Raw genomic sequence first — 25,931 nt, 5'->3', positions numbered from 1 at the left:
TCAGGCCCCTTCCTTCGCGGCGGTGCCGCCGGCCAGCCGCAGATAGGCGTCCTCGAAGGTGGGGGTGCGACGGCTCACCGCCGACGGCGGGAGTCCGGCGTGCGCCAGCAGGCTCACGATGCGGTCGTAGTCGGCGGGGTAGCTTCCGGCGAACTCCGGCCGGTCCGGTGCGCCGGGCAGCCGGGTCAGCCCGAGGCCGCCGAGCCGCTCCTCGATGCCGGCGGGCCGTCCGGTGCCCGGGGCCCCGAGGTCGACGGCGAAGGTGGACGGGCCGGCGTGCGCCTCGGTCAGCCGCGCCGGCGTGTCGAGCGCGACGAGCCGCCCGGAGCGCAGGACGCCCACCCGGCCGCAGAGCGCCTCGACCTCGTCCATGGCGTGCGAGGTGAGCAGCACCGCGACGCCGCGCGCGGCGAGGTCGAGGACCGAGCGCCAGGTCTCCCGGCGCTGCTGCGGGTCGAGGCCGGTGGTGAGTTCGTCGAGGACGACCAGGCGGACGTCGCCGATCTGGGCGAGGGCCAGGGCCAGCCGCTGCCGCATGCCGCCGGAGAGGTCGGAGATCATGCTGCGGCGGCGGCCGGCGAGGCCGAAGGTCTCCAGCAGCGCGGCCGCGGAGCCGGGCGCCCGGTAGACGGCCTCGTAGAGGTCGCACAGCTCGCCGACCCGGGCCCGGCTGGGGAACTGGGACTCCTGCAGCTGCATGCCGAGCAGCCGGGTGACCGCGTCGCGGTCGCGGCGGGGGTCGTGTCCGCACACCGTGACCGTGCCGCTGCGGACGGGCCGCAGGCCGCCGACCGCCTCGACGACCGAGGTCTTGCCCGCCCCGTTCGGCCCGATGAGCCCGAACACCTCCCCGGGGAGGATCCGGAACGAGACGTCGCGGACGGCGGTGAAGGTGCCGTAGGCGACGGTCAGCCGGTCGGCGTGCACGACGGCGTCGCCGTCCGGGCCGGGCGGCGGCTGTGGCGCGGCCGTGGCCGGGTCGGCGGACGGCTGGTTGGTGGTCACAGGCTGAGCCTCCCGGGGGCCGTGCGCGCTCCGGGGGTCGCGGAGGCGCTGAGGTGGGTGTAGAAGCCGGCGAACGACATGTGCAGCACCAGGGCGGGCAGCACGCCGCCGGTGGCGGTGGTCAGCAGGCCGCCGACCGTGCCGAGGACCAGGCTGGAGGTGCCCAGCACGTACGCCTGGGTGCGGGTGGAGACCAGGGCGACCTGCCCGGCCGCGAACAGGCAGGTGCTGAACGCCAGGGCGAAGGCGGGGCCGCCGCCCAGTGCCCCGAGCCCGAGCAGGACCGCCCCGCGGAAGAGCACTTCCTCGAACAGCGCCGCGGCCGCCGGGACGATCCACCGGTAGTGCCGGGGCAGGGCGAGGATCGAGGCGATCCACTGGATGCGGGCGATCTCGCCGGGGACGTCCGCCCGCGGGTCGGCCCGGTAGAGCAGCGACACGCACAGGACGGTGGCACTGGACGTGCCGAGGACGGCCAGCAGCAGGGCGAGCGCCGTCCCGGGCGCGGGGACGGCGAACAGCCGGTGGAACGCGAGCGGCGTGGCCGCCAGCAGCACCGCCAGGGCCACCGCTCCCAGCGCCAGGTACACGACGGTGCCGAACACGGCGAAGGCCGCCCCGGGACGCAGTCCCGTCCGGCCGGCGAGCCACAGGGCCGTCCGCCGCCGGCGCGCCGGATCGTTGAACGGCAGCCGGTACAGGGCCAGCCAGGCGCCGACCACGGCGATGGTGAGCGCGGTGAAGGCGGGCACGCTCATCCGACCGCCTCCCGTCCGCCGGCCGGGCGGGCACCGCGCTCCTGACGGACGGCCAGGGCGAAGACCACCCCGTTCTGCGCGAGGTGCGCCACCAGCGGCACGGCCAGGCTGCCCGACACCACCATGAGCAGTCCGAAGACCGTCCCGGACAGCGCCTTCTGCGCCACCGCGAGGCCGCCGAAGAACAGGTGCCCCACCGCGTAGGCCGCGGCGGCCGCCGCGACCGCGACCCCGGCCGGCAGGTGCAGGCCCTCGTGCAGGACACCGGTCCACAGGCCCCGGTACAGCAGTTCCTCGGCGGCCGCGGTGACCAGGACGGCCGCCGCGTATCCGCCGCCCACCGCGCCGCCGTCCCGGTGGACCGCGAGCCGCGGCAGGCCCGTCCCGGCCGGCAGCCGGGGCACCGCGCCGAGCGCGAACTCCGCGCCGACCAGCGCGGCGCCGGCCGCGGCCGCGGCCGGCAGCCAGAGCGCGCCGGTCCGCCAGCCGGTCAGGGTGTCGGGGACGAACCCGCCGTCGGCGGCGACGGCGAGGGCCGCCGCGGTCACCAGCAGGTAGGCGGCGGGGGCGCCCAGCAGCCCGCGGCGGGCGGCCCGTGCCCGGTCCGCCCCCGCCGCGGGGCCGAACGCCGTGGCGACGCGGATGAGTTCGGCGGGCGCGACGGTGGCCGCCAGGACCAGCAGCTCAAGGGAGCGGGTGTGGGACCACATGGGTCACGCCCCCGTGCTCTCGCATCCGGGGATGGCCCTTCGGCGGGAACCCGGGCAGGCACATGCTCAGCAGCTCCGGGACGACCGCCCGGACCACCCGCCACGGGGTGTCGGCCAGCTCCGGCGGAGTGAAGTCCAGGTAGCCCGCGTACTCGCTGACCCCGGCGAGGTCCGCCAGCAGCCGGCGGATCGCCGTCGTGTCGTCGTCGGCGTAGCCCGGCAGTCCGGCGAAGCCGACCCGCCCGTCGACGCGGCTCTCCACCGCGGTGAGCTTGCGCTCCGCGTCCCCGGGGGCGGCGAACCACAGCACGTTGGTGTCCAGGTCGGTGTAGGCCGAACCGGTCTGCGCGAAGTGGACGTTGGGCAGGTCGAAGACGGTGCTGAACATGCCGATCCCGAGGATCGCGGTCGCCTCCGCCGCGCCGCGCAGCAGCGCCCGCCGCGGGTCCGGGTCGGCCTGGAGCCCGAAGGCGATGTGGGGCAGGCGGCCGTCCCGGCGCACCAGGGTCACCCCGATGTTGGGCAGCGGCAGCTCCGGCCGGGTCAGCAGGCTCGTGCGCACCTCGTACGGCCCGTCCGGGGCGAGGCCGGCCGCCGCGAGCAGCTCGCGGCCGTCCTCGTCCAGGTCGATCCGCGGCGCCTTGGCCCCGGTGTACCAGTTGAGGACGAAGGCGTCGATCTGCACGGCCTCGACGAGCGCGCCGAGCAGCGCCTTGTCGAGCGACACGTGGGCCGCGGTCCCGGTCGAGAAGGACGGGGTGAACAGCTTGTCGGCCGCGCCCGGACCGCTGCGGAAGCCGAGGAAGACCAGCTGCGCCGGAAGGTACACCTCCTCCCCGGGCCGGGTGAGCGAGGGGCAGGCGATCCACGCGATCACGTCGTCGTCGGTCGGCAGCTCCGGCGCGTACCGGTGCATCATCCGGGCGAGCTGCCGCTGCTGCTCGGCGTCGAAGATGCCGAGCAGCTCCAGGGGCAGGCAGCGGTGCCGGGAGGAGAGCGCACGGTAGGAGGCGTACTCGATCCGGTCGGCGAACAGCGGCATCGCCATGATCGCCGCGTAGCGCTCGACGGCCTCGCCGGTGAGCCGGGTCACCGCCTCCTCGTGGGTCGAGCCGTAGCCGGCCAGGTGGTACTGCATCTGCATGTGCGGGTCGTCCAGCGCCAGCCGGTGGTACTGGGGCATCGCCGCCGTGGCCGAGCGCAGGTACGGCTCGCCCTCCACCGCGGCGACCGAGACCAGCATGCCGGGGAGGATCCCGCCCTGGTTGCCGCCGATCCGCGCGTACCGGGCGAGCGCCGCGCCCATTCCGGGGTGGGCCAGGACGGGGATGCCGCTCATCGGCCCCCTCCGAGCGCCTCGCGCACGTGCCGGTCGACGATCACCCGGCTGCTGAAGTTGATCTCCCGGACGACGTCCCGGGCGACGTGTCCGCACGCCGGGCAGGTCCCGATGCGCAGCACGTCCTGCGCCTGGATCTCGTACGTCGGCAGGTAGATGCTCAGCGCCCGGCCCAGGAAGCGCGAGGTGCCGAGGGAGCGCAGCAGCACCGCCTCGTTCACCAGGTGGGCGCAGATCAGCGACTCCACGCCGTTCGCCCGGCCCGTGCCGCCGGGCGCCGTGGCCGCCACCATGGTGTGGTAGCCGATGTGGTCCTCCAGCCGGGCCAGGGAGCGCTGTTCGAAGCACTCCAGGCAGCCGGTGCGCGGGCTGTCGGCGCCCACGACGGTCGCGAACGGCCCGTCGACCAGACCGACCACCACCGGCTTCTCCAGGTGGCAGGCGAGGCGGTTGAGGCCGCGCAGGGCCAGGATCGAAGCCTGCCCGAGGTGGACCACCAGCGCGTCGCAGTGCTCGACGGTGGCGCTCAGCCCCTTCAGCGCGTCCGCCGCGGCCAGGCCCCCGGTTCCGGAGGTCAGGTCGGCGGCGTGCAGCGCGTCCAGGAAGTCCGCCGGCAGCGGCTCCAGCGGCAGGCCCAGGGCGTCGGCCTGGCCGGCCACGTACGCGGCGGCGCTGGGCGAGTCCGCGGCGAACGCGACCGTCGCCCCGGCCGACTCGCCGGCGCCGTACAGGTCGAGGTTGCCGAGCAGCGCCCGGGCCATGTCCGCGCCGCGCTCGGAGGCCCGGTCGTGGGCGAGGAACCCGGCCTGGCGCAGCTCGTCGACCGCCAGCCGCAGGTTGGCCCGCTCGACCGGCGTGAGTCCCGCGGCGTCCGCGAACGTCCCGTCGGCGGCCTCGCCCGCCGCCAGGGTCTCGAACAGCCCGGTCATCGCGGCCCGGACCGCGGGCGACTCGGCCCGCAGGTCGACGGTGACCTCGGAGAAGTTCCAGATGCCCCAGCGCAGCCGGATGACCCCCGGCTCGACCGCGAGCAGCCGGACCGAGGTCGCCAGGAGGACTCTCGCTTCGGAGGGCTCAAGGGTCATGGCTCAGGCCTCTCCGTGTCCGAGGAGCGTCAGGTGGACCACGTGGCGCGAGGTGCCGTCGCAGCCGAGGGTCCGTTCCAGCCCCTGCTTGTCGTAGCCGCCCTGGTCGCAGCCGATCAGGCCCAGCGAGGTCCGGGCCAGGTGCACGTTCTGCGAGATCCCGCCGACCTCGATCAGCGCGAAGACCAGCCCGCTGTCCCCGTACTTCTGCGCGTTGGCGTACAGGTCGTAGACGTACACCAGGGCCAGGGCGACCTGGTCGGCGTCGACGTCCGTCGTCTGCAGCCGCCGGCCCAGCTCCACCGGCTGCGGGCCCGTCCCGTACGGGGCGAGGGTGTGGCTGTGCGGCTGGTAGGCGTACGCCCCCGGGGCGAGGCCCTTGACGTGCTGGGCGAGCACCGCCAGCCGGACCGGGTACAGCCCGCCGCCCGAGGGCGCGTTGCGCAACGCCACGGCGGCGCCGCCGTCCTGGGCCGTCGGCACCGGCAGACTGCCCGACACCCCCTGCGCGTGCCACAGCACCGTGGCCAGCTCCTCCAGCGACACCGGCTTCCCGGAGAACCCGCGGCCGCTGCGCCGGCTGCCGACCGTGTCCGTCAGGCCGCTGCGCAGCCTGCGGTGCGGGGGCAGGGCGACCGCCCCGTCCACCCGCTCCTGGAGGTCGTTGTGCGCGGTGGAGAGGACGGCGTCGTGGCCGTAGAACCTCGACACCCCCAGCTGCATCCCGAGGTCGCGCGCGCCGCGGCGGTGGTTGAGCAGTAACTCCTCCCCCACGAACCCGTGCACGGCCGGACTCCATCGGCCCCGTACCACCGACTCCGGCGCCCGCACCACCGTCGTCGCGCTGTACATCGACACGGAGGTGTGCTGCTGGCCGAAGGCCGCCACCGTCGCCATGTGGGCGTTGCGTTCCAGGTGGTCGGAGACGGCTTCCTGCGAGTCCTTCAGTGACATCTCGGCCTTTCGTTCGACGGGGGCGTGCGACGGGGCCTTGCGGGACGACGGCTCCGCGGGATGCGGCCGTACCTCGGGGACGTGCCGGCGGACGGCCCGCGGGAGGGAGGCGCGGACGTCGAGCGGGGCCGGTGACCCCGCTCGACTGGGACGGCTACCAGCTGCAGCACGAGCTGCAGCAGCAGTTCCCACCACCACAGGTGGTGCTGGCTCCCGGTGCCACCTGGACGAACGCGCCGCCGGTCGCGGTGCTGCCGACCTGGCCGGAGAAGCTCAACATTGTTTCCCTCACCTCCAATCGAGGACGCGAAGAACAGGGCCCTGAGCGCTGGCCGCCTGGAGCGTAGCAGCGTCCGGGGGTGGCGAGAAGCCGCCGGACGAGGCCTCAACTCCCTTTGTTTGGAACCGAGTTGCTGCACAGCCAGATCGGGTTGGTGAGGGCGGCCGGCGGGCCGGGGAGGGGCGGCGCCTGGGCCGGGTGACGGACCTCCGCGCGGACGTAGGCCGTGCGGGCGGGGGTCGTGCGCCACTCCAGGGAGGTCGCCGCGGGCACCGTGTGCACGGTGCCCTGGTCCGTGACCAGGCGCAGCTCGCAGCCCTCCGCGCCGGTCACCGACAGCCGTACGAGGACCTCCGCGTCCGGGGCGGCCACCGCCAGCGTCTCGCCGATGCCCGCATGGGCCCCCCGCCCGGTGACGGCGGTGAAGTCCACGGAGACGGCCGAGGATTCGGCGGCGTAGGCGCGTCCGGCGCGCAGCCCCGCCAGGACCGCCTCGCGGGACAGGTCGTCGGCGAGGACGACGGTCTGGGGTCCGCCGATCCGGTCGGGGTCGCGGTGGTAGTCGCTGTGTGCCACGGCGGGCAGCCATCGGTCGCCGGACGCGCCGGACAGCGTGGCGTCCCAGGAGGCCAGGGAGACCTCGTCGTCGGGGGTCCAGGGGCCGTTCCACACTTCGACGGCGTCGGCCTCGCCGAAGCCGAACTTCCAGGCGCAGCCGACGCAGGTGGCGTGCGGGTGCGCGGGGACGACGAGGCCGCCCGCCTGCCGGACGGCGCGGGCGAAGCGGGCGAAGCGGCCGTCCCGGGACCGGTAGCGCCAGTCGATGAAGGTGCCCGGGTCGGTGCCCACGGCGAGGACGTGTCCGGTGCGCGTGGTGACCTCCTCGCCGGTGAGGACGAGCAGACCGGCCGTGTCGGCGCCCGCCCAGGCGGTGTGGGAGCTGTGGGTGTTGTGCTCGGAGGTGTTGATGAAGTCCAGGCCGGCGGCACGCGCGAGGGCGATGATCTCGGTCGGGGTGCGGCGGCCGTCGGAGTGCACGGAGTGGATGTGGCAGTCCCCGCGGTACCACGCCCGGCCGCGTCCGGGGATGCGCCGGGGCGGGTAGGCCACGGGGGCGGCGGGTGCCGGTGCGCCGTGGGCGAAGGTGACGGTGACCTCGTAGGACAGGCCCTGCGGGGCCACGGTGTAGGGGCCGAGGGCCAGGTGCCAGCGGCCGTGTTCCAGCGGTCCCGGCAGGTAGCCGGGGGTGGCTTCGTCCGCGCGGAGGAAGAACTCGCTGCGGGCCCCGCCGGACCAGCCGCGGAAGCCGTGGCCGCCGAGCGCGGTACCGCGCTGGTCGAACAGGCCGATGTCGAGGGCGTTGCCCGCGGTGCCCGGCGGGGCGGGCGGCTTGTCGTACCGGTAGGAGACGCGTAACTCGCGCACGCCCGGGGGGACGTCCACCGGCACGTACACGAAGTCCGGGGCACCGGGCGGGATCGTGCCGCGCAGGACGACGGTCGTGGTCGGCTCGGATCCCGCGGCCGCACCGGCGGCGGGCGAGGGGGAAGGGACGGCGGCGCCGGCGGCCGACGCGGCTGCCTGTGCCAGGAGTGCTCGTCTGCTGAGGGCCATGGGGACCAGATTCCCGGGAGGACATGAATCCGGCATGAACACGCCGACTGCCGGCCGCGGCGCGGGACACACGGCCGGCCGGCGGGCCGCCCCGGTCACCGCGCCCGGCCACGCCGACCGTGTTCGTGCGTACGCGGCCGGCCGCTGTCGGTCGCGATGGCGCCCCGCCGCTCCGCCCGGGAGCAGGAAGCCTTGTCGGCCGTCCCGTCGTAGGGGCATCGCTCTTCGGCCTCGTCCCGGACGAGCCTGCGGATCCGCTCGCCGAGCGCCTCCTCCTGCAGGGAGCGGCAGGCCCCGCGGATCCCCCTCCGCAACACCCGCACCCGGCTGCGCGGTGCGGGATCCCCACGCACGGCCGGACCACCGCTCAGCTGCCTGCGGAGAGGTCCCCGTGAAGGAGCCGTGCCGTGAGTTCCATGCACCGCGTCCGGGCCGGGGAGAAGCCGTAGGGCATCTTGGTCACCGCCTCGTAGACACTCATCCGGGCGTCCTCCCGGCCGCCGGCTTCGGCGTCGCCGGCTTCGGCGTCGCAGGTTTCGAAGAGCTCCTCCTCAGCCACGTCCAGTCCGGCCGCTTCCATGGCCTGGAGCACGGCCTCGTGGTGGGCGCAGTGTTGCGCGGCGAGTTCCTCCACCTGCGGGTCGTGGGGGTCGACGGTGTCGTCGAGGGCGGCGTCGGCCGCGTCGAGGCGGTCTGCCTCGGCCCTCAGTCCGGGGTGGGTCGCGAGGATGATGAAGACGCCGGCCTGGATCGCGGCTCCCAGCGGCCCGAAGATCCGTTCCGTCACCAGCAGGGTGTCCAGGTCGGAGGGGCGCAGTGCGCCGGAGGGCAGGTGGGCGAGCCGGTCGGTGACCAACGGGGACAGCAGGCCCAGTGGGCTGCCCACGACCCGCAGGCGCTGGACCGCCGCGCGCTGACGCCTGATGTCGGCCTCCTGGGCGGCCAGGGTCTCCTCCAGCCGGCCCAGGACGTCTTCGACGTCCCGGGCTTCGTCGAAGGCGGCCCGCATGTCGTCCAGGCTGATGCCGGCCTCGGACATCCTGCGGATCCACAGGAGGCGGATCATGTCGTCGTAACCGTAGCGGCGGCGCCCGTCTCCGCCGCGCCCGGGCTCCGGCAGCAGACCGATCTGGTGGTAGTGACGGATCGCGCGCGGGGTGGTTCCGGCGAATGCGGCGGCATCGCCGATCTTGACCTCGCGGGGCGGCGTGACGGAGCGGTACATCGCAGACAGGGCCTCTCGTACTGGGGTGCCCCCGACGACACCACATGACGCTACGGCATGTGCAACCGCCCACCACCCGGCCCCTGACGGGCTGTCGGACGGTCCCTCGCCGCCGGCGGCGTCGCACTGGAGGTGCCGGCCCGGCACCCCGGCCCCTGGAGGTCGCATCCGCGGCGGCCCGGGCAGCGTTCGGACTGCTCCGGGTGGTGCGCCTGGGGAGTCGGTCGGATCAGGTCCGTGGTGCGATCCGCTCGAGGTCGCCGATGGTGCCCGACATGATGGTCCGGATGTGGTCGGTGAGGTGCTCCGCGGGCCAGTCCCACCAGGCGAGGGCGAGGAGGCGGGCGACGTCGTCGTCGCTGTAGCGGGTGCGGACGAGACGGGCCGGGTTGCCGCCGGCGATGCCGTAGTCGGGGACGTCGTCCACGACCACGGCTCCGGAGGCGATGACCGCGCCGTGCCCGATGCGGACCCCGGGCATGACCATGGTGTCGCAGCCGAACCAGACGTCGTTGCCGACGACGGTGTCGCCCCTGCCCGGCAGGCCGGTGAGCAGGTCGAAGTGTTCGGCCCAGGAGCCGCCCATGATGGGGAAGGGGAAGGTGGAGGGCCCGTCCATGCGGTGGTTGGCGCCGTTCATGAGGAACCGCACCCCGGTGCCCAGCGCGCAGAACTTCCCGATGACCAGCTTCTCGGGCCCGTAGTGGTAGAGGACGTTGCGGGTCTCGAACGCCGTCGGATCGTCGGGGTCGTCGTAGTAGGAGTACTCCCCGACCTCGATCAGCGGCGAGGTCACCAGCGGCTTGAGCAGGACCACGCGCGGTTGTCCGGGGACCGGGTGAAGTACCGTCGGGTCCGCAGGAAGGCGGTTCACGGGAGCCCCTCTCCGTCGGCATCGGATGTCGAACGCCCCCATTCTGTACACGGCGCGCCGAACCCCCGGCCGCCGGGCCGCGGTGGAAGACGGCGCGGCGGAACTCCGCGAATCCGGCGCAATTCGGAGAGGCTGATTCCAGGGGTGGAAATGAGCCGCCGGTGGGCGTGTGGCGGCAGGGCACGCAGGGGGCAGCCTCGATCGCCTTCTCGCTGGGCATGGTGTGCTTGGCGGAGGCATGCTGCCACCCGAAAGCGGTGGTGCCGTGGCGGGTCGGAACGTCGTGGCCGTCCCGGTCCCGCACGGTCGTCATCAGAGGATCCGGTACTCACCTCACCCGTACGGCTGCGCTCTGCCTGCGGCAGGAACGGTCGGCGATCCGGGTGCCGCGGGCGCACATGGTCCACACGTAGCGGCCGGACTCCTCTCCACCCCTCGCAGCGCCGGTACGGACCGGCCGCCGCTCCCCCGCACCCACCATGGCCGGGCCCGCGGGGTGAGCAGGGCGGCGCGGAGCTGTATCGCGACGGCGGAGCCGCCCGCACCGGAGGCCGAGGCGGAGTCACTGCCCGCCGACCGTCAGTTCGGAGACCAGCAGGGTGGTGCCCTTCGCGTTGCCCGGCAGCGGGATGCTGTCGGTGCCCACTCCCCGCACCCCCAGGAGCAGTTCGGAGAGGGTCGCGGCCAGGGTGGTGTGCGGTACGTACTCCGCCAGTTCGCCGCCCCGCACCACCCGGCCGCTCACCGCGGCGGAGAACGCGCCGCCCGGCCCGGCTCCGGCCTGGAGCCCGCCGACGCCCTGGACCAGGAAGCCGTGGTCCAGGCCCGCGACCACCGCTGCGGGGTCGATGTCCCCAGGGACGAGGGCGAGGGCGCGGGCCCCGGCCCTCGGCAGGCTCTTGTAACCCGCCCGCACCGCCGCCCCGTTCGAGGCCGCGCCCGCGCGGTGTCCGCCGGCCGCGTCGTGCAGGCGGCCGACGAAGCGGCCCGCGGCGACGAGCAGGTTGCGGCGAGTCGCCAGACCCTCCGCGTCGAAGCGGGCGGCGCCGAAGCCCGTGGGGTCGGTGGGGTCGTCCAGCAGGGTCACCCCGCAGTCGGCGCAGGAGACGATGCCTTCGAGCACGTCGTCCTCACCGGTGGGCAGCTGGGTCCGGGCCCAGACGTCGGCGGTCAGGGGGGACTGGCCGCACCGGCTCGCGGGGCAGCGGAGGAAGGACAGGGAGGAGGCTTTCATGCGCGGGCTTTCTACGTACGGGGCTCGGAGACCCGGAAGGCGTGCGGGAACTCTCGGAGGTAGGCGCCGTCGAGCTCCTCGTCCGGGATCGCGAGGAAACGGGTGAGCGCCTTGTCGCACGCGGCGACGCCGGCGCAGAGGCAGATGGCCCCCCCGAGGACGGGGAGCGCCCAGCGCTCTCCCGGGACTCGGGAGATCAGGCCGCTGCTGACCGAGCCCAGGGGCATCACGATGCCCGAGAGGAAGGAAGCCGCGGCGACCATCCGGTTGCGGTGCGACGAGGGAGTGGCCAGCAGGCGGACCGTACCGGTGTTGACGGTGACCATGCACAAGCCCGCGCCGGACAGCATCAACAGCGCGGAGCTGCCGACGGTGAAGGCCACGGGCATGGCCGGACCGGTGGCGCCGAAGACGAGGCCCGTCCCGATGAACCCGGCCCCGAGCAGCGCGAACCCGGCCGGTACGGTACGGCGCCGCCCCAGCAGGGAGTTGCTCTTGCGGACCAGGACGGCGCTGCCCGCGATCATTCCCACGCCGAACGCCGACTCCACGATGCTCAGCACCCAGGTCTTGCCCGGGTAGTGGGCGGCGACCAGTACCGGAACGACGAGCGCGAAGACCGGGAAGAGCGCGAAGTCGACCACCATCGTGAGCAGGGCGAGCCGCCACTCGGGCACGACCCGGCGGATCGCCCGGAACCCGGCTTTGGCCTCGGTCGCCCAGCCGGTGGGGCCGGATTTCCGTGACGCGTCGGTCCGCTCGCCCTCCGGCACCCTCAGCAGGGCCGCGAGAGCCGCGCAGACGAGGATGGCGCAGCACGTGGCACCGAGGACGGCCGAGTAGCCGAGGGGGCCGATCAGCACGCCGGCCACGACCGGTCCGGCGAAGGACGACAGCGACATCATCGCGCTGCGCACGCGTACGGCGCCCGCGACGGCGGAGGCGTCCATCAGGCTGCGGATCGTGGACATCAGCAGCGGTTCCCGCAGCCCGAGACTGACGCCGAGCAGCACCACCCCGAGCAGCACGGTCCACAGGTGGTAGACGCCGGCGAAGGCCAGCGCGGTCAGCACCGCGCTGACGACGGCCGAGGCGAGGAAGCAGCACAGGACGACCCGCTGCGGACGGAACCGGTCGCCGACCCAGCCCAAGGCGCCGCGGGAGAGCACGTCCGCGCCGATGCCGACCCCCATGACGAGGCCCAGCAGGGCACTGTTGCCCGTCTTGTCCAGGACCCACCACGCCACCGCGATCTCCAGGCAGCGGGTCGCCATGCTCCCGCAGAACCTGGTGCAGGAGGCCCTCCGTGAGCCGTCCGTCCGAGGCCCGGGCGTCATGGCCCCAAGCCGACGTGTACCGACCCAGTGGTGGAGCAGTGCCCGCAGGGCGGGGGGCGATCTCAGCCTGGTCCGTCGGTCATGGGTAGCGCCTCGGTTCGCCGGGGCGCTCGAAGTAGAAGCCCCGCGGCCCTTCGGGTTCCGGGCCACCGTCACACAGGCAGGGCCGGCCCTCGCCTTCCACCAGGGCACTGCCGTCAAGGAGGGGTTTGCCGTCGAAACGCCGCCCGACGGAGCCGAACAGGTGCGTCCCGCGGCCGAGCCGCATCAGCCCCGCGACCACGCCCCGCGGCGGGACAGGCAGTCCGCCCGACACCAGCGGCACGAGCAGGACGAGGTTCCTCTTCTCCCGAGCAATCGGGCCGGTCCACAGCGCGACGATCACTGCCGCGCCGTCCGGCTCGGGTACGCACCCTCGGACGTAGTACGGCCTGGCAATGGGAGTGTCCGTGTAGTGCCACAGGGCCGCGGCAACGGCACTCTGCGCGCGGGAGAGGCAGCCCTCGGAGCAGGTCAGTTGACCCATGACGGACATTTCTGCATCCCCCGGCAATAGGCCGTGATGACTCCGACCTTCCCCTTCGCTCCGGGCGCTTCGTACCTGCCGTCGTCGGTGGTCTTGGCGTAGCGGACCTTGACCACGAAGTCGACCTGACGGCCGTTCTTGATCGCCGACCCCCAGTACTCAAGGTTCCGCTGCTGGTCGGACAGCTTGTCGGGCTTGCCGTTGAGGGCAGCGTCGATGAGCCTGCAGCTCGTGATGCCGTGCGGACGGGAGAAGTGCTGCCATCCGAGCTCGGAGTTCCCTGTCCGCGTGGGGATGCGGCGGCTGTCCCAATCCGTCTGAACGCACCTCTCCGTCGTGTCCCAGGACTCGCGCGGAGCACCGGCCGGAGCGGCACCCAGCAGAGCCGCGCTCGCCACCAGCACGGCCGCCCGCTGTAAAGAAGCAGTGATCATCCACAAAGAATCCCGGCCCTGCGCCTATGCGTACATGGAGCCGCAGGCACATTCACCCGAATGCCTCGACCGCGGTCCGACGAGTCCGGCATCTGATGCGCGCAGACGACAGCGGCCCCTCACGGGCTGACAGGAGCAAGCCAGAAAGATGCTCCCACGGCTCCTCGGCCCAAACGACGGAGGCTGACGTGAGCGACCGCGAGACATCGCCAAGCGGCAATTCCCGATGGGTGCGCCGGGTCGCCGGGGCCGTCGTGGTTCACGGGGGTCGAGTACTGCTCATCCGGCGACGAGCCCCTGAGGGCCAACTCTCCTGGCAGTTCCCAGCGGGCAAAGTCGAACCGGGCGAGTCCTGTGAGGAAGCCGCCGTCCGCGAGACGAAGGAGGAGACGGGCCTGGACGTGGTCGCCGTTGTTCGACTGGGCGAGCGGGTCCATCCGATCACCGGTTGGCGAGTGTCGTACACCGCCTGCGAGGCGGCCGGTGGAACCGCGCATGTGGCGGCCTCCGATGAAGTCGCCGAGGTCGCGTGGGTGACGCTGCCGGAGATCCCGCAGTACATCCCGTACGGGCTCTTCGATCCGGTCCGGCACTATCTCGACGTCGTCCTTTGACTGACCACTGCTACCGGGACCGGAATGCCGAGGCGCCCTGCAGCAGCAGTCGTGGGAGCGTGGTGCGCCGCAGTCCTCGCGGGGGTGCTTCGGCTGCGGGGTCTTCACCACCGTGCCCTTGCTGGAGGCGACGTCGAAGGACCAGTGCAGGTCGAGGCCATCGATTCGCCAACCCAGTGCACCAACGCGTTGGTCGATGTCGTCAATGCCGCCCAGAAAAAGGTCAGTTCCGCCCCTGTAGTCGCTGGCAGCCTCCCGCAGCCCCTCCCGGAGGCGCCCTCTCCGAATCCGCATGCGGGCTTGTCGTCCAGCCAGGCCCCGTCTGAGACACGGATGACGGGCCGCCCGACTCCCCACCGAGGCCCTTGACGCAGGTTCGCACCGACGGCGTCGGAACACAGGGGCCGACCAGCACCCAGCCATCCGGATCGTGCTCCAGCGCCCTCGTGGACGACCCAATCGATCGCCGTGCGTGCGCCCTCCCCGGTGTCGACGCTCAAGCGTCCCACCGCGCGCCGACACCCGGCGGCCGCACAGAACTGCTGGCACCGAGGCGCACACCTCACACCGGGACGGGCCTCCGAGTCGCACCGCCTTGCGGTTCCGGACCGGATCCCCATGTACCCCTCTCTGCCAACGAATGCCGCACCCTCAACGCTCCGTAACCAGCACCGAACCAGCACGAGAGTACGCACCGACCCTCTAAAACGGGTGGAATTCTGCACATCCGGCGCGATATGGAGGGGGTCGCTCCGGGGGTGTGAATGAGCCACCCATGGCCCTGTGGTGTCGTTGCACACAAGACGGCGGTTGATTGTGATGGCCCGCCACATATGCCGCTGATCGGCGGACTTCTACGTTGTGGCGACACCCGACGTCCCCGCAGACCCCCTGGAAGTGGTGCACATGGCCTCCCCCGCAGCGAGCAGAACCAGCCCGTCCGGCATACGCAGGATCGTCGCCGCCAGTCTCGTCGGGACCACCATCGAGTGGTACGACTTCTTCCTCTACGGATCCGCCGCCGCGCTCGTCTTCAACACCCTGTTCTTCCCCGCCAGCGACCCCCTCGTGGGGACCCTGCTGGCGTTCCTGACCTACGCCGTCGGGTTCGCCGCGCGGCCGCTCGGCGGGGTCGTGTTCGGGCACTTCGGGGACCGGATCGGGCGCAAGAGGCTGCTGGTGGTGAGCCTGCTCATGATGGGCGGGGCCACCTTCGCCATCGGGCTGCTGCCCACCCATGCGAGCGTCGGCGGGGCCGCGCCCGTGCTGCTGACCGTGCTGCGGCTGGTGCAGGGGTTCGCGCTGGGCGGGGAGTGGGGCGGGGCCGTGCTGCTCGTCGCCGAGCACGGGAACGACCGCAGCCGCGGGTTCTGGGCGTCGTGGCCGCAGGCCGGGGCGCCCGGCGGGAACCTCCTGGCCACCGGGGTGCTGGCGCTGCTGGCCGCCGTGCAGTCGGACGAGGCGTTCCTCGCCTGGGGGTGGCGGGTTCCGTTCCTGCTGTCCGGGGTGCTGGTGGTGGTGGGGCTGTGGATCCGGGTGTCGGTGTCCGAGTCGCCGGCGTTCCTGGAGGCGCGGGCCCGGGCCGAGGCCGAGGAGGCCGCGGGGCGGCGGCCGCGGACGCCGGTGGTCGAGGTGTTCCGGTCCCACGGGCGCGACGTGGTCACCGCCATCGGGGTCCGGCTGGGGGAGAACGTCTCCTACTACGTCCTCACCGCGTTCCTGCTCGTGTACGTCACCGTCCACCTGCACCTGCCCAAGTCGGACGCCCTCAACGCCGTGCTGATCGGCTCGGCCGTGCACTTCGTGACCATCCCGCTGTGGGGGGCGCTGTCGGACCGGATCGGGCGGCGGGCGGTGACCCTGGTGGGGTCGGTCGGAATGGCCGGGTGGGCGTTCGCCTTCTTCGCCCTGCTCGACTCGCGGTCCTTCGCCGTGATCGCCGTCGCCGTGACGGCCGGGCTGCTGCTGCACGGGGCGATGTACGGTCCGCAGGCGGCCTTCATCTCGGAGATGTTCGACACCCGGGTGCGGTACTCCGGCGCCTCGATGGGCTCGCAGCTGGCCTCGCTCCTCGGCGGGGCGCTGGCGCCGATCGTGGCCGTCGAGCTGCTGAAGTCGTACGGGTCGTCCGTCCCGGTGTCCGTCTACCTGTGCGCGGCGGCGCTGGTCACGACGATCGCCGCGGTCGCCGCCCGTGAAACGAGGGGCCGCAGCCTCACGGGATCCCGCCAGGCCGTTCCGGCGGCCACGGCGGGCTCCTCCGGCGGGCGTTGAGCGGCGGGCCCGTATGCTCGGCGGCGTGAGCGAGGCGGGGCTGCGGGAGCTGCTCGGGCTGCTGGCCCAGGGCGCGCCGGCCGAGGAGTTCTCCCGGCCGGCGGCGTCCGCGCGCGCGGCGGGCGCCTCCGCCGCCGAGCTGGCCGCCCTGGAGGAGGCCACCGGGGTCGCCCTGGAGGTCCACCGGACGCTGGCCCAGCACCGGACGCGCGAGGCGGAGCTGACCGCGTTGTTCGACACGGCGGGCGACCTGGCGGCGCTGCGGGACCTGGACGCGGTGCTGCGGGCCATCACCCACCGGGCCAAGCAGCTGCTGCACACCGACGTCACCTACCTCTCCCTCAACGACGAGGCCGCCGGCGACACCTTCATGCGGGTCACCGACGGCTCGGTCTCGGCGGCGTTCCAGCAGCTGCGGCTCGGCATGGGCGAGGGGCTGGGCGGGCTGGTCGCGCAGACCGCCCGCCCGTACGCCACGGGCGACTACCAGCGCGACCCGCGCTTCCGGCACACCGGTCCCATCGACAGCGCGGTCGGCGAGGAGGACCTGCACGCCATCCTGGGGGTGCCGCTGCGCCTGGGCGCGAAGGTGATCGGGGTGCTGTTCGCCGCCGACCGCAGCCCGCGCGAGTTCAGCCCGCGGGAGGTGGCGCTGCTGTCCTCGCTCGCCGACCACGCCGCGATCGCCATCGACGGGGCCCGGCTGCTGGAGGAGACCCGCCGGGCGCTGGCCGAACTGGGCGTCGCCTCCCGCACCATCCAGGAGAGCAGCGACGCGCTGCGCCGGGCCGAGGAGGCGCACGACCGGCTCACGGGCCTGGTCCTGCGCGGCGGGGACCTCGGCGAGGTGGCCGCGGCCATCGGCGCGCTCCTGGACGGGGGCACGCTCGTCCACGACGCCGACGGGTCGGAGCTGGCCCGCTCGCGGACCCGTCTGGCGGCGCCCCCGGCCCGGGCCGTGACCGCCTCCCGGACCAGCGGGCGGGCGGTCGCGGAGGGCGGGTCCTGGGTGTGCGCCGTGCTGGCCGGTCCCGAACTCCTGGGCAGCGTCACGCTGACCGGCCGGCCCGGGCTGGACGAGGCCGGGCGGCGCCTGTTCGAACGGGCCGCGATGGTCACCGCCCTGCTGCTGCTCCTGCGGCGGTCGGTCGCGCAGACCGAGGACCGGATCCGCGGGGAGCTGCTCGGAGACCTCCTCGGCCCGTCCGGAGATCCGGCGGGGCTGGCCGAACGCGCCCGCCGGCTGGGGGTCGACCTGGCCCGCCCGCACGCCCTGTTCGTCCTGCACAGCGACACCGCCCCGCGCACCCGGCTGCTCGCGGCCGCCGCGCACCAGGCCCGGGAGCGCCGGGGGCTGGCCGGGGTGCACCACGACCACGCCGTACTGCTGGCCCCCTCGCAGACCCCGGGCGCGGACGCCGCCGGGCTGGCGGCGGCGCTGGGCCGGGCCGTGGGAGGACCGGTGACGGTCGGCGCGGCGCTGGCGGAGGACGGCCCCGCGGCGCTGCCCGCCGCGCACGCGGAGGCCCTGCGCTGCCTGACGACGCTGTGCGCGCTGGGTCGGGCCGGAGACGGCAGCACCCTCTCCGAGCTCGGGTTCCTCGGCGTCCTCCTGGGCGACCGGCCGGACCTGTCGGCGTACGTCCGGGCGGCGCTCGGGCCGGTCCTGGACTACGACGCCCGGCGCGGCAGCGACCTGCTCCACACGCTGCGGGTCTACTTCGCCTCGGGCATGAGCCAGGCCCGGGCCAAGGAGGCGCTGCACGTCCACGTGAACACCGTGGTGCAGCGCCTGGAGCGGATCGGACGCCTCCTCGGCCCCGACTGGCAGTCGCCCGACCGGGCCCTGGAGCTCCAGCTCGCCCTGCGCCTGCACCAGGTGTCCGTCCCGCGGCCCCCGGGGCCCGCGTCCTCCTGAGCTCCCGGCGCGACACCCCGGCGGTCCGGCCGCTGTTTGACAGGGCCGCACCATGACTCCATGATTCCATTAGTTCCCTAGTGGATTCACGGAAAGGGGGAGCCGTGCGCGATACGACCGCATCCGCCGCGGCAGGCACCCGCTGGGCCCTGGAGGCCCGCGGGCTGGGCCGGAGGTACCGGCGCGACTGGGCGCTGAAGGACTGTTCCTTCCGGATCCCGGCGGGCCGGGTCGCCGCCCTGGTGGGGCCCAACGGGGCCGGCAAGAGCACCCTGCTGGCCCTGGCAGCCGGCCTTCTGGAGCCCTCGGCCGGTGAGGTGCGGGTCTTCGGGGCCCCCGTCACCGAGCCGGCCACCATGGCCAGATGGGCCTACCTCGGGCAGGACAAGCCGCTGTTCAAGCGCTTCACCGTCGCGGAGCACCTGCGGATGGGCCAGGAGCTCAACCCGGGCTGGGACCAGGAGGCGGCCGAGCGGGTCGTCCTCTCCGGGCAGGTTCCGCTCCGGGCGCGCGCCGGGGACCTGTCGGGCGGCCAGCGGACGCGGGTGGCGTTCGCGCTGGCCTTCGGGAAGCGGCCGGAACTGCTCCTGCTGGACGAGCCGATGGCCGACCTCGACCCGGTCGCCCGGGAGGACCTGGGAGCGCTGCTGCTGTCGGAGGCAGCCCGGCACGGGACGACCGTGCTGATGTCCTCCCACCTGCTGACCGAGATCGAGGACATGTGCGACTACGTCCTCGTCCTCGACGGCGGCCGCATGCGGATGGCGGGCGAGACCGACGAGCTGGTGCCGATGCACACCCTGGTCAGCGGGGTGGCGGCGGACGACGGCCCGCCGTCCGCCCTGAACGCGCACACCGTCGTCGAAGTGCGCACCTCCGGGCGCCACTTCTCCGCCCTCGTGCGGCGCGAGGGACCGCTGGACCCCGCGTGGCAGCTGTCGGAGCCGAGCACGGAGGAGGTCCTGCTCGCCTACCTCCGCTCCCCGGACGCTCCCGCGCTGCTCTCCCCCACCGCCGTCCCCTGCCACCGGAAGGAGGCCTCCGCATGAGCACGCACTCCCCCGCCCCGGCCGCGACCCGCCCCGCCGCCGCGCCCGGCCGCGCACGCCGGCTGCGCGGACTCGCCTGGCTCCTGGCCCGCCAGCACCGCACCGCGCTGGTCCTCTGCGCCGCCGCGATCGTCCTCGGTACGGCCTGGATGCTCTACCGGCGTTCGGCAGCGCTGGACATCCTGCACTCCGCCCACTGGCCGACCGCACCCGACACCGACATCAACCCGGTGGTCCGCACCCGGGCAGCCGAGGAGCTGAACTCCTTCGGCAACGCCCTGGGGTGGCTGCCCCTGCTGTTCGGCGTCTTCCTCGGCGCCCCGCTCGTCGCCGCCGACCGGGAGCAGGGGACCGCCCGGCTCGTCACCACGCAGTCCGTCACCCGGGGCCGCTGGCTGCTGTGGAAGCTGGGCTTCGCGCTGGCGCTGGCGGCGCTGACGACGGGGGTCCTCGGCCTGGTGTACGGCTGGTGGTGGCGGTCGGCCGGACCGCTCGCGGCCGCCGACTGGCTCAACGGCGGCCTGTTCGCCTCCAGCGGGCCCGTCCTGGTGGCGACGGCCCTGTTCACCACCTCGCTGGGCATCGCCGTCGGGGCCCTGCTGCGCCGGGCCGTGCCGGCCATGACCCTCACCTTCGTGGTCTCCGGCGTCGCCCTCTTCGCCGGCGACGTCCTCAAGGAGGGCCTCGCCACGCCGCGCCGCCTCGTCACCCCGCTCGACGGGCCGCCGCCGAGGATGTGGGACGTGGTGCAGGTGGACCAGTGGGTCGGAACCGCCTCCGGACGGCTCTACGGATGGAGCACCTGCGTCCACGACGCCTCGCCCGACAACTGCCGGGCGGCGCACGGGATCGTCAACACCGTCTGGGAGTACTTCGGCCGGGACCAGATGGCGGGCATGCAGTGGATCGCCGCCGGGGTACTGCTGGGGCTCACCGCGGTCCTCGTGGGGGTGTTCCTGGGGTGGACCCGCAAGGGCGCCCTGTGAGCCGGAGCGGGCGCTGAGCACCGCCCGGACACCCCCTAGGCTGGACCGACACCCCCGATGATCAAGGAGGCGGCACCGTGGTCGTGTTTCGCATCGAGCGCCGCAGCGGCCTGCCCGCCTACCTCCAGATCGTCCGGCAGGTGGAGCAGGCGCTGCGCATGGGGGCGCTGGCCGAAGGGGACAAGCTGCCCACCGCGGCGCAGGTCGCCGCCACCACGAAGGTCAACCCCAACACCACCCTCAAGGCCTACCGGGAGCTGGAGCGCTCCGGCCTGGTCGAGGTGCGCCAGGGTTCGGGCACGTTCATCACCCGCTCCCTCGCCAGCCCGCAGACCGCACCGGAGTCCCCGCTGCGGACCCGGCTCGGGGAGTGGATGCGGGAGGCGCGCGAACAGGGCCTGACCGCCCGCGACGTGAGCACCCTGTTCGACACCGTGCTCGGCGAGAACTACCCGACCGCCGAGCCTCCCCCCGCAGCCGCCGCCCCGCCTCCGGGATGACCCGCCCCCGGCCCCTGCCCCCCCCCGGACGGCAGGACGGCGGCGCCCCCTCCTCGGACAGGGGACGCCGCCGCCGGCCTCGGGGCCCCGCGTCAGTAGGTGTAGCTCAGGCCCGACTTGTACGGGGTCAGGGTGCGCTGGGACACCACGCCGCGGTAGGTGTACCAGCCCCACTTCTTGCACATCGTCTGGTAGCTCAGGGTGTTGAACGCGCCCGAACCCACGCGCACGCGCGGGTAGATGACGTTGTCGCCCCAGTCCCCGCCGGCCGGCCCGCTCGAATAGGTGTCGACGGCCCAGTAGACGCCGACGACCGACCCGCCGGCCGGACAGTTCCAGCTGCCGAAGTTGACCCAGACGTTCCCGCCCGACCACGCGCTGGCCGGTGCGGCGCCGAGGCCGACGATCCCCAGCGCCATGAGCGAGCCCGCCAGGACGGACCGGGACTTACGCAGCAGTGATCCACGCATGTGACCTCCCCAGTGACGGCTGCGCTCGATGGTGCGCCGCCGCGTGCAGCACCCTCCCATACCGGCCACATGATTGTCCGACTTTCGTTGAAACAACTCTCAAGTCGAACTATTGCCTGACATACAGGAGTTCGGGGTGGGGACCGGACGGAGGGCGGGCGCGGCCAGGGCGGCGAAGGCGCAGCAGGCCACGGGCAGCAGGAGGGTCGGGCCGAGCGGGACGAGGCGGGTGAGCGGACCGATGACGGCCGGGCCCGCGAGCATGCCGAGGTAGCCGAGTCCCGCGACGCGGGAGACGTTGGTTCCGGCGGCGTCCGGGTCGGCGTGGCCGGCGGCGCTGAACAGCTGCGGGACACAGCCGGAGAGGCCGGCCCCGAAGAGGGTCCAGCCGGCGAGGGCCACGGGGACGGCGGGCGCGGCGACGGCCAGGGCCAGCCCGCTCCCGGCGAGAGCGGCGCCGCGGCGCAGGACGGCGACCGGGCCGGTCCGGGCGGCGATGCGGTCGGCGAGGAGGCGGCCGGCGGTCATGGCGGTGGCGAAGGCCCCGTAGGCGAGCGCGGCGGTGGCGGGGGGAGCGTCGAAGGAGTCCCTCAGGTGGAGCACGCTCCAGTCGTTGGCGACGCCCTCGCAGAGCATCAGGAGGAAGGCCAGAACGGCGAGCGTCCGGATGCGCGGCGGCGTACGGCGACGGGTCCGGGCGGCGGGCGCGGGGCCGGGCGCGGGTTCCTTCGACAGGAGGGCGGGGGCGAGGAGGAGCGCGACGAGGAGTCCGGCGAGGGCGGTGGCGCCCAGGGTGGCGGCGGTGGGCAGGCCGGCGCCGAGCGCGAGGGCCCCGGCCAGGGCGGCGAGCACGCCGCCGACGGAGAACACGGCGTGGAAGGCGGACATGACGGGCCGCCCGTAGCCGCGTTCGACCTGGACGGCGTGGGTGTTCATAGCGACGTCCAGGCAGCCGTTGCCGAATCCGAGCAGCAGCAGGGCCCCGCCCAGCGCCGGGGCGTCGGCGGCCAGGGCGGGCAGGACCACCGCGGCGCTGCACAGTCCCGCACCGGCGGGGACGACCAGGCGGGCGCCGAAGCGGTCGGTGAGCGGGCCCGCGAGCCGCATCCCGGCGAAGGCACCGGCACCGAGGAGCAGAAGGAGCCAGCCCAGCAGGGCGTGTCCGACGCCGGTGCGCCGTTCCACTGCGGGGATGTGGACGATCCACATCCCCATGACGAATCCGTTGAGGGCGAAGCAGGCGGCGGTGGCCCCCCGCGCCCTCCTGAGTGCGGCGGCCGTCGGCACGGCCTTCACGACGTTCCCGATCTCCATGGTTTCGAACATAACAAACATCAGGCATGTTCGAAACTTGCTTTTCAAACACACCGAATGTTCAATCGAGGGATGAGTGCAGACCGCCTGAGGCAGATCACCGACGCCGTGCGCGCCCGTGGCAGCCGTAGCGTCGCCGAGCTCGCGGAGCTCACCGGCGCCTCCGAGATGACGATCCGGCGCGACCTGGAGGCCCTGGCCGAACAGGGGGTGCTGGAGCGCTACCGCGGCGGGGCCCGCAGCCTGCTGCTGCGCGGCGAGGAAACCCCCTTCCCGCTGCGCGCCCGCGACGGCCTGGAGGTGAAGCGGCGCCTCGCCGCCGAGGTCGCCGCCCTGCTGGCGGACGGGGAGTCGGTCGTCCTGGACAGCGGGACCACCTGCCTGGAGGTGGCCCGCGCGCTGCACCCGCGCAGGATGACGGTCATGCCGCTGTCGCTGCACGCCGCCAACGCCCTGGCCGACGCGCCCCGCCTGACGCTGCTGCTGCCCGGCGGGGCGCCGCGCCGCGGCGAGCTGGCCCTGACCGGTCCGCTCACGGAGGCCTCCCTGGCGGCGCTGCGCTTCGACACGGCGGTCATCGGCTGCTGCGGCCTGACGGCGGCCGACGGGCTCACCGCCTACGACCTGGCCGACGCCGCCGTCAAGCGGGCGGCGGTCGCCTCGGCCCGCCGGGTCATCGCGGTCACCGAGTCGCAGAAGCTCTCGCGCACCGCCCTCGCCCATGTCCTGCCGGCCTCCGCGCTGCACGCCGTCGTCACCGACGAGGCGGCCCCGCAGGACGCGACCGACGCGCTGGCGGCGGCCGGCGTGACCGTACGGAAGGTGTGACGGGATGAGCGCGACGGACGTGACCCCCGGGACCCTGCTCTTCGACCTCTTCGGCGTCATCGCCCGGGTGCAGTCCCCGGCGGGGAAGGCCCGGCTCGTCGAGACGGCCGCCGTGCCCGAGGCGCCGTTCTGGGAGGCCTACTGGTCCCTGCGGCCGCCCTACGACGCCGGGCGGGTGACCGGCCCCGGCTACTGGGGCCTGGTCGCCGACGCCCTCGGCACCCGCTTCGACGCGGCCCGCACGGCCGCGCTCGTCGAGGCCGACGTCGCGAGCTGGAGCGCGGTGGACGAGGAGATGGTGGAACTGATCGGGGAGCTGGCCGCGTCCGGGCGCACGGTCGCCCTGCTGTCGAACATCCCGGAAGAGCTGGCCGCCCACTACGAGCGCCACCACCCCTGGCTCGCGCACTTCCGGGTGCGCGCCCTGTCCTGCCGCATCGGCCACGCCAAGCCCGATCCGGCCGCCTACGCGTGGTGCCTGCGCGCGCTCGGCGTCGCGGGGGACGCCGTCCTGTTCGTCGACGACCGCGAGGAGAACGTCCGCGCCGCCCGCGCCCTCGGCCTGCACGGCCACGTCTTCACCTCGGCGGCCGCCCTGCGCGGGGCACTCGGCCCGTCCTGACCCACCCGGCACCCACCCGGCGCCCACCGGGCGGGCGGAACGGCTACGCGCCCGGTGGGGCGGGGGCGTCACTGAGGAGGCGGGGGCCGTTGTTGCGGACGCTGTTGACCGCCGTGGTGACCGCGCGGGCCTCCAGGAGGCCGTCGGCCGGGGTGGTGAGGAGGGCGCGCAGGGAGGCCGGGTCCTCGTGCGCGGGGTCCAGCCAGGCGTCGTAGTGGGCCGGGGCGAGGGCCAGCGGCATGCGGAGGTGGACGCGGCCGGCGGCGTCGGTGGCCTCGGTGGTGAGGACGGTGCAGGTCGCCCACCAGGCGGCCGGGTCGTCCGGGTCGGCGACGGAGGGGTCGCGCCAGAACTCGTACAGGCCCGCCATGGCCATCACCGCGCCGTCCTGCGGGCTGATGAAGTACGGCTGCTTGTAGGCCTTCGCGGTCGCGGTGGCGGGGACGGCCTCCCACTCGTAGAAGCCGTCGGCGGGCAGCAGGCAGCGGCGTTTGGCGAAGGCGCGGCGGTAGGCCGGCTTCTCCCCCACCGTCTCGACCCGGGCATTGATCATCCTGGCGCCGCCGTCCGCGGTCTTCGACCAGGAGGGCACCAGCCCCCAGCGCAGGGGCCGCAGCCGCCGCTCCACGAGCCCGCTCTCGCGGTCGGCGCGCTCCAGTACGGCCCAGACCGGGTCCGTGGGGGCGACGTTCCAGCTCGGCGGGAGGACCAGGTCCGGGCCGGGCGGGGTGGCACCGAAGAGGCCCGTCAGGTCTTCGGGGCTGCGGGTGGAGACGTAGCGGCCGCACATGGCTCCAGCCTGCCACGCGGCCCCGCCCGCGGGCACGGGCCCGGGGCCGGTGTCAGGCGTACAGGTCGTTCCGGGCGTACTGGGGGCCGTAGTAGCGCTCCAGTTCCTCCAGCGGCCGGTCGGTCTTCTCCAGGCTCTTGGAGATCCTCGCCCGGGAGGGCGCGGCGTCGGGGTCCCAGGTCTCCGTCCGCCACAGCCCGGAGCGCAGGAAGGCCCGGGAGCAGTGGAAGTAGATCTCCTCGGTCTCCACGAGGAGGGCGATCGAGGGCCGGTGGCCCTTGACCGTCATCGTGTCGAAGAACGGCGCGTCGCGCAGCAGCCGGGCGCGGCCGTTGACACGGAGGGTGTCGCCCCGGCCGGGGACCAGGAAGAGCAGGCCGACCCGCGGGTTGGCCAGGACGTTGCGGTAGCTGTCGGCGCGGCGGTTGCCGGGGCGGTCCGGGATCACGAGGGTGGTGTCGTCGAGGACCTTGGCGAAGCCGGGCGGGTCCCCCTTCGGGGAGACGTCGCAGCTGCCGTCGGCGGCCGAGGTCCCGATCAGGCAGAGCGGGGACCGGGCGATCCACTGCCGGTGGTGCTCGTGCAGGGCCGGCCGCGCCTTCGCGGCGGCCACCGGCTCCACCGGGCCGAGCAGTTCCCTCAGTTCGGCCTCGGAGGTGATCTCCACGGCTCCCGTCGTCCCCACTGCCTGTCTCCCCCTGGTCGGACCGCACGGCCGGCTCTGCGCGCCGGACGACCGGCGCGGCACTCCGACTATCCCATGATCACTCCTCGGGGCGTCCCACCGGACGGCCGCGCGTCGGGATGCGGTCGCCCCGGGCCGGATCCAGGGTGGAGGGGTGGAGCACGCGCCGATCGTCGTCCACCGCGTCTCCCCGTCGGGAGGCCGCCGGGTGAGCCTGCGCGCCGGGGGCCGCGAGTCGGTCCTGGGCGTCGCGCACTCGGACCCCGACGTCATCGAGTTCCTGCGCCGCGCCGAGGTGCCGGACCCCGACGAGGTGGTCCTGGGCGGCGCACCGCACCTGATCGAGTGGCAGGGCGACGCCCCGCACGCCTACGAGGCCGAACCCCCGGACTCCGACGTCCCCTGACCCCCGCGCCGCGGCCCGGCACCCGGGGACCGCCGCATTCCGGCCATGCTTGACACGGGCATGACATCACTCATGACTTCTCGAGGACCCTGTGGGACGC

27 protein-coding genes are annotated in these 25,931 nt (G+C 74.1%); 10 read left to right on the top strand and 17 right to left on the bottom strand.

Going from position 1 to position 25,931, the window contains the following annotated elements; all coding sequences use genetic code 11:
* From AB0469_RS09240 to AB0469_RS09215, 6 genes are read right to left on the bottom strand one after another with little or no spacing between them, the layout of a single operon-like run.
* Nucleotides 1-1,005 carry an ABC transporter ATP-binding protein gene (locus AB0469_RS09240; RefSeq protein ID WP_366450704.1) on the bottom strand — a complete coding sequence of 335 codons (1,005 nt, stop codon included), beginning with the start codon at nucleotides 1,003-1,005 and terminating at the stop codon, nucleotides 1-3.
* A complete protein-coding gene (locus tag AB0469_RS09235; protein WP_366450703.1) occupies nucleotides 1,002-1,763 on the bottom strand; it encodes a CPBP family glutamic-type intramembrane protease in 762 nt (253 codons plus the stop codon). The genes AB0469_RS09240 and AB0469_RS09235 overlap by 4 nt, the downstream gene beginning before the upstream one ends.
* Nucleotides 1,760-2,473 carry a CPBP family glutamic-type intramembrane protease gene (locus AB0469_RS09230; protein WP_366450702.1) on the bottom strand — a complete coding sequence of 238 codons (714 nt, stop codon included), beginning with the start codon at nucleotides 2,471-2,473 and terminating at the stop codon, nucleotides 1,760-1,762. The genes AB0469_RS09235 and AB0469_RS09230 overlap by 4 nt, the downstream gene beginning before the upstream one ends.
* Nucleotides 2,448-3,812, bottom strand: coding sequence for a YcaO-like family protein (locus AB0469_RS09225; RefSeq protein ID WP_366450701.1), 1,365 nt, complete (start codon nucleotides 3,810-3,812; stop codon nucleotides 2,448-2,450). The genes AB0469_RS09230 and AB0469_RS09225 overlap by 26 nt, the downstream gene beginning before the upstream one ends.
* Nucleotides 3,809-4,897 carry a hypothetical protein gene (locus tag AB0469_RS09220; protein WP_366450700.1) on the bottom strand — a complete coding sequence of 363 codons (1,089 nt, stop codon included), beginning with the start codon at nucleotides 4,895-4,897 and terminating at the stop codon, nucleotides 3,809-3,811. The genes AB0469_RS09225 and AB0469_RS09220 overlap by 4 nt, the downstream gene beginning before the upstream one ends.
* 3 nt (nucleotides 4,898-4,900) lie before the next feature.
* On the bottom strand, nucleotides 4,901-5,851 hold the full coding sequence (locus tag AB0469_RS09215) for a SagB/ThcOx family dehydrogenase (protein WP_366450699.1): 951 nt from the start codon (nucleotides 5,849-5,851) through the stop codon (nucleotides 4,901-4,903).
* A 131-nt stretch (nucleotides 5,852-5,982) separates the two neighbouring features.
* Between AB0469_RS09215 and AB0469_RS09210 the strand changes: the two genes are divergently transcribed.
* Nucleotides 5,983-6,198, top strand: a complete 216-nt coding sequence (locus AB0469_RS09210) for a hypothetical protein (RefSeq protein ID WP_366450698.1) — start codon at nucleotides 5,983-5,985, stop codon at nucleotides 6,196-6,198.
* Nucleotides 6,199-6,236: 38 nt separating this feature from the next.
* On the opposite strand, the gene AB0469_RS09205 is transcribed toward AB0469_RS09210, so the two are convergent.
* The 7 genes from AB0469_RS09205 to AB0469_RS09175 all read right to left on the bottom strand — a co-directional run bounded on the left by AB0469_RS09205 (nucleotide 6,237) and on the right by AB0469_RS09175 (nucleotide 13,375).
* Entirely contained in the window at nucleotides 6,237-7,745 is a 1,509-nt protein-coding gene (locus AB0469_RS09205; protein WP_366450697.1) for a CehA/McbA family metallohydrolase, read from the bottom strand.
* Nucleotides 7,746-8,112: 367 nt separating this feature from the next.
* Nucleotides 8,113-8,970 carry a MerR family transcriptional regulator gene (locus AB0469_RS09200; RefSeq protein WP_366450696.1) on the bottom strand — a complete coding sequence of 286 codons (858 nt, stop codon included), beginning with the start codon at nucleotides 8,968-8,970 and terminating at the stop codon, nucleotides 8,113-8,115.
* A 229-nt stretch (nucleotides 8,971-9,199) separates the two neighbouring features.
* Nucleotides 9,200-9,886 (bottom strand): CatB-related O-acetyltransferase, encoded by a 687-nt coding sequence (locus tag AB0469_RS09195; protein ID WP_366450695.1) that lies wholly within the window; start codon nucleotides 9,884-9,886, stop codon nucleotides 9,200-9,202.
* A 520-nt stretch (nucleotides 9,887-10,406) separates the two neighbouring features.
* Nucleotides 10,407-11,078 (bottom strand): metallopeptidase TldD-related protein, encoded by a 672-nt coding sequence (locus AB0469_RS09190; RefSeq protein ID WP_366450694.1) that lies wholly within the window; start codon nucleotides 11,076-11,078, stop codon nucleotides 10,407-10,409.
* A gap of 11 nt (nucleotides 11,079-11,089) precedes the next feature.
* Nucleotides 11,090-12,415: an MFS transporter gene (locus AB0469_RS09185; RefSeq protein WP_366450693.1), complete on the bottom strand. Its 1,326-nt coding sequence runs from the start codon at nucleotides 12,413-12,415 to the stop codon at nucleotides 11,090-11,092.
* 79 nt (nucleotides 12,416-12,494) lie between these two features.
* Entirely contained in the window at nucleotides 12,495-12,941 is a 447-nt protein-coding gene (locus tag AB0469_RS09180) for a hypothetical protein (protein ID WP_366450692.1), read from the bottom strand.
* Nucleotides 12,929-13,375: a hypothetical protein gene (locus tag AB0469_RS09175; protein ID WP_366450691.1), complete on the bottom strand. Its 447-nt coding sequence runs from the start codon at nucleotides 13,373-13,375 to the stop codon at nucleotides 12,929-12,931. The genes AB0469_RS09180 and AB0469_RS09175 overlap by 13 nt, the downstream gene beginning before the upstream one ends.
* 188 nt (nucleotides 13,376-13,563) lie before the next feature.
* On the opposite strand from AB0469_RS09175, the gene AB0469_RS09170 reads away from it, so the two are divergent.
* The 6 genes from AB0469_RS09170 (at nucleotide 13,564) to AB0469_RS09145 (ending at nucleotide 20,716) form a co-directional block, all read left to right on the top strand.
* The gene (locus AB0469_RS09170; RefSeq protein WP_366450690.1) at nucleotides 13,564-13,989 is read left to right on the top strand and encodes an NUDIX domain-containing protein; all 426 of its coding nucleotides are present in this window, start codon (nucleotides 13,564-13,566) and stop codon (nucleotides 13,987-13,989) included.
* Nucleotides 13,990-14,895: 906 nt separating this feature from the next.
* Nucleotides 14,896-16,263, top strand: a complete 1,368-nt coding sequence (locus tag AB0469_RS09165) for an MFS transporter (RefSeq protein WP_366450689.1) — start codon at nucleotides 14,896-14,898, stop codon at nucleotides 16,261-16,263.
* Nucleotides 16,264-16,276: 13 nt separating this feature from the next.
* Complete coding sequence (locus tag AB0469_RS09160; protein WP_366450688.1) at nucleotides 16,277-18,181, top strand: GAF domain-containing protein; 1,905 nt, start codon at nucleotides 16,277-16,279, stop codon at nucleotides 18,179-18,181.
* Between the two features lie 104 nt (nucleotides 18,182-18,285).
* Nucleotides 18,286-19,230: an ABC transporter ATP-binding protein gene (locus tag AB0469_RS09155; RefSeq protein ID WP_366450687.1), complete on the top strand. Its 945-nt coding sequence runs from the start codon at nucleotides 18,286-18,288 to the stop codon at nucleotides 19,228-19,230.
* The gene (locus tag AB0469_RS09150) at nucleotides 19,227-20,216 is read left to right on the top strand and encodes an ABC transporter permease (protein ID WP_366450686.1); all 990 of its coding nucleotides are present in this window, start codon (nucleotides 19,227-19,229) and stop codon (nucleotides 20,214-20,216) included. Before AB0469_RS09155 ends, AB0469_RS09150 begins: the two co-directional genes overlap by 4 nt.
* Nucleotides 20,217-20,293: 77 nt before the next feature.
* Complete coding sequence (locus AB0469_RS09145; RefSeq protein ID WP_366450685.1) at nucleotides 20,294-20,716, top strand: GntR family transcriptional regulator; 423 nt, start codon at nucleotides 20,294-20,296, stop codon at nucleotides 20,714-20,716.
* Nucleotides 20,717-20,808: 92 nt separating this feature from the next.
* Here the strand turns inward: AB0469_RS09145 and AB0469_RS09140 are convergent, their stop codons facing one another.
* On the bottom strand, nucleotides 20,809-21,186 hold the full coding sequence (locus AB0469_RS09140) for a hypothetical protein (RefSeq protein ID WP_366450684.1): 378 nt from the start codon (nucleotides 21,184-21,186) through the stop codon (nucleotides 20,809-20,811).
* A 99-nt stretch (nucleotides 21,187-21,285) separates the two neighbouring features.
* Nucleotides 21,286-22,500: an MFS transporter gene (locus AB0469_RS09135; protein ID WP_366450683.1), complete on the bottom strand. Its 1,215-nt coding sequence runs from the start codon at nucleotides 22,498-22,500 to the stop codon at nucleotides 21,286-21,288.
* 72 nt (nucleotides 22,501-22,572) lie between these two features.
* Between AB0469_RS09135 and AB0469_RS09130 the strand changes: the two genes are divergently transcribed.
* Nucleotides 22,573-23,328 carry a DeoR/GlpR family DNA-binding transcription regulator gene (locus AB0469_RS09130; protein ID WP_366450682.1) on the top strand — a complete coding sequence of 252 codons (756 nt, stop codon included), beginning with the start codon at nucleotides 22,573-22,575 and terminating at the stop codon, nucleotides 23,326-23,328.
* 4 nt (nucleotides 23,329-23,332) lie between these two features.
* Nucleotides 23,333-23,950: an HAD family phosphatase gene (locus AB0469_RS09125; protein ID WP_366450681.1), complete on the top strand. Its 618-nt coding sequence runs from the start codon at nucleotides 23,333-23,335 to the stop codon at nucleotides 23,948-23,950.
* A gap of 43 nt (nucleotides 23,951-23,993) precedes the next feature.
* Here the strand turns inward: AB0469_RS09125 and AB0469_RS09120 are convergent, their stop codons facing one another.
* Both AB0469_RS09120 and AB0469_RS09115 read right to left on the bottom strand, forming a co-directional pair.
* Nucleotides 23,994-24,740, bottom strand: a complete 747-nt coding sequence (locus tag AB0469_RS09120) for an SOS response-associated peptidase (protein ID WP_366450680.1) — start codon at nucleotides 24,738-24,740, stop codon at nucleotides 23,994-23,996.
* A 52-nt stretch (nucleotides 24,741-24,792) separates the two neighbouring features.
* A complete protein-coding gene (locus AB0469_RS09115; protein ID WP_366450679.1) occupies nucleotides 24,793-25,425 on the bottom strand; it encodes a pyridoxamine 5'-phosphate oxidase family protein in 633 nt (210 codons plus the stop codon).
* Between the two features lie 154 nt (nucleotides 25,426-25,579).
* Between AB0469_RS09115 and AB0469_RS09110 the strand changes: the two genes are divergently transcribed.
* A complete protein-coding gene (locus tag AB0469_RS09110; RefSeq protein ID WP_366450678.1) occupies nucleotides 25,580-25,831 on the top strand; it encodes a hypothetical protein in 252 nt (83 codons plus the stop codon).
* The last annotated feature ends 100 nt before the right edge of the window (nucleotides 25,832-25,931 follow it).

Source organism: Streptomyces sp. NPDC093801, assembly GCF_040701585.1.
GTDB lineage: Bacteria > Actinomycetota > Actinomycetes > Streptomycetales > Streptomycetaceae > Streptomyces.
Note: the sequence above shows the minus strand (reverse complement) of the source record. Positions and strands in the feature narration are given on the sequence as shown.

Coding starts and splice junctions, on each gene's coding strand:
- AB0469_RS09230 (WP_366450702.1), bottom strand. CDS start 2,473: ATGTGGTCCCACACCCGCTCCCTTGAGCTGCTGGTCCTGGCGGCCACC.
- AB0469_RS09185 (WP_366450693.1), bottom strand. CDS start 12,415: ATGACGCCCGGGCCTCGGACGGACGGCTCACGGAGGGCCTCCTGCACC.
- AB0469_RS09180 (WP_366450692.1), bottom strand. CDS start 12,941: ATGGGTCAACTGACCTGCTCCGAGGGCTGCCTCTCCCGCGCGCAGAGT.
- AB0469_RS09125 (WP_366450681.1), top strand. CDS start 23,333: ATGAGCGCGACGGACGTGACCCCCGGGACCCTGCTCTTCGACCTCTTC.
- AB0469_RS09135 (WP_366450683.1), bottom strand. CDS start 22,500: ATGGAGATCGGGAACGTCGTGAAGGCCGTGCCGACGGCCGCCGCACTC.
- AB0469_RS09130 (WP_366450682.1), top strand. CDS start 22,573: ATGAGTGCAGACCGCCTGAGGCAGATCACCGACGCCGTGCGCGCCCGT.
- AB0469_RS09150 (WP_366450686.1), top strand. CDS start 19,227: ATGAGCACGCACTCCCCCGCCCCGGCCGCGACCCGCCCCGCCGCCGCG.
- AB0469_RS09220 (WP_366450700.1), bottom strand. CDS start 4,897: ATGACCCTTGAGCCCTCCGAAGCGAGAGTCCTCCTGGCGACCTCGGTC.
- AB0469_RS09225 (WP_366450701.1), bottom strand. CDS start 3,812: ATGAGCGGCATCCCCGTCCTGGCCCACCCCGGAATGGGCGCGGCGCTC.
- AB0469_RS09215 (WP_366450699.1), bottom strand. CDS start 5,851: ATGTCACTGAAGGACTCGCAGGAAGCCGTCTCCGACCACCTGGAACGC.
- AB0469_RS09165 (WP_366450689.1), top strand. CDS start 14,896: ATGGCCTCCCCCGCAGCGAGCAGAACCAGCCCGTCCGGCATACGCAGG.
- AB0469_RS09160 (WP_366450688.1), top strand. CDS start 16,277: ATGCTCGGCGGCGTGAGCGAGGCGGGGCTGCGGGAGCTGCTCGGGCTG.
- AB0469_RS09175 (WP_366450691.1), bottom strand. CDS start 13,375: ATGATCACTGCTTCTTTACAGCGGGCGGCCGTGCTGGTGGCGAGCGCG.
- AB0469_RS09140 (WP_366450684.1), bottom strand. CDS start 21,186: ATGCGTGGATCACTGCTGCGTAAGTCCCGGTCCGTCCTGGCGGGCTCG.
- AB0469_RS09190 (WP_366450694.1), bottom strand. CDS start 11,078: ATGAAAGCCTCCTCCCTGTCCTTCCTCCGCTGCCCCGCGAGCCGGTGC.
- AB0469_RS09120 (WP_366450680.1), bottom strand. CDS start 24,740: ATGTGCGGCCGCTACGTCTCCACCCGCAGCCCCGAAGACCTGACGGGC.
- AB0469_RS09200 (WP_366450696.1), bottom strand. CDS start 8,970: ATGTACCGCTCCGTCACGCCGCCCCGCGAGGTCAAGATCGGCGATGCC.
- AB0469_RS09235 (WP_366450703.1), bottom strand. CDS start 1,763: ATGAGCGTGCCCGCCTTCACCGCGCTCACCATCGCCGTGGTCGGCGCC.
- AB0469_RS09205 (WP_366450697.1), bottom strand. CDS start 7,745: ATGGCCCTCAGCAGACGAGCACTCCTGGCACAGGCAGCCGCGTCGGCC.
- AB0469_RS09195 (WP_366450695.1), bottom strand. CDS start 9,886: ATGGGGGCGTTCGACATCCGATGCCGACGGAGAGGGGCTCCCGTGAAC.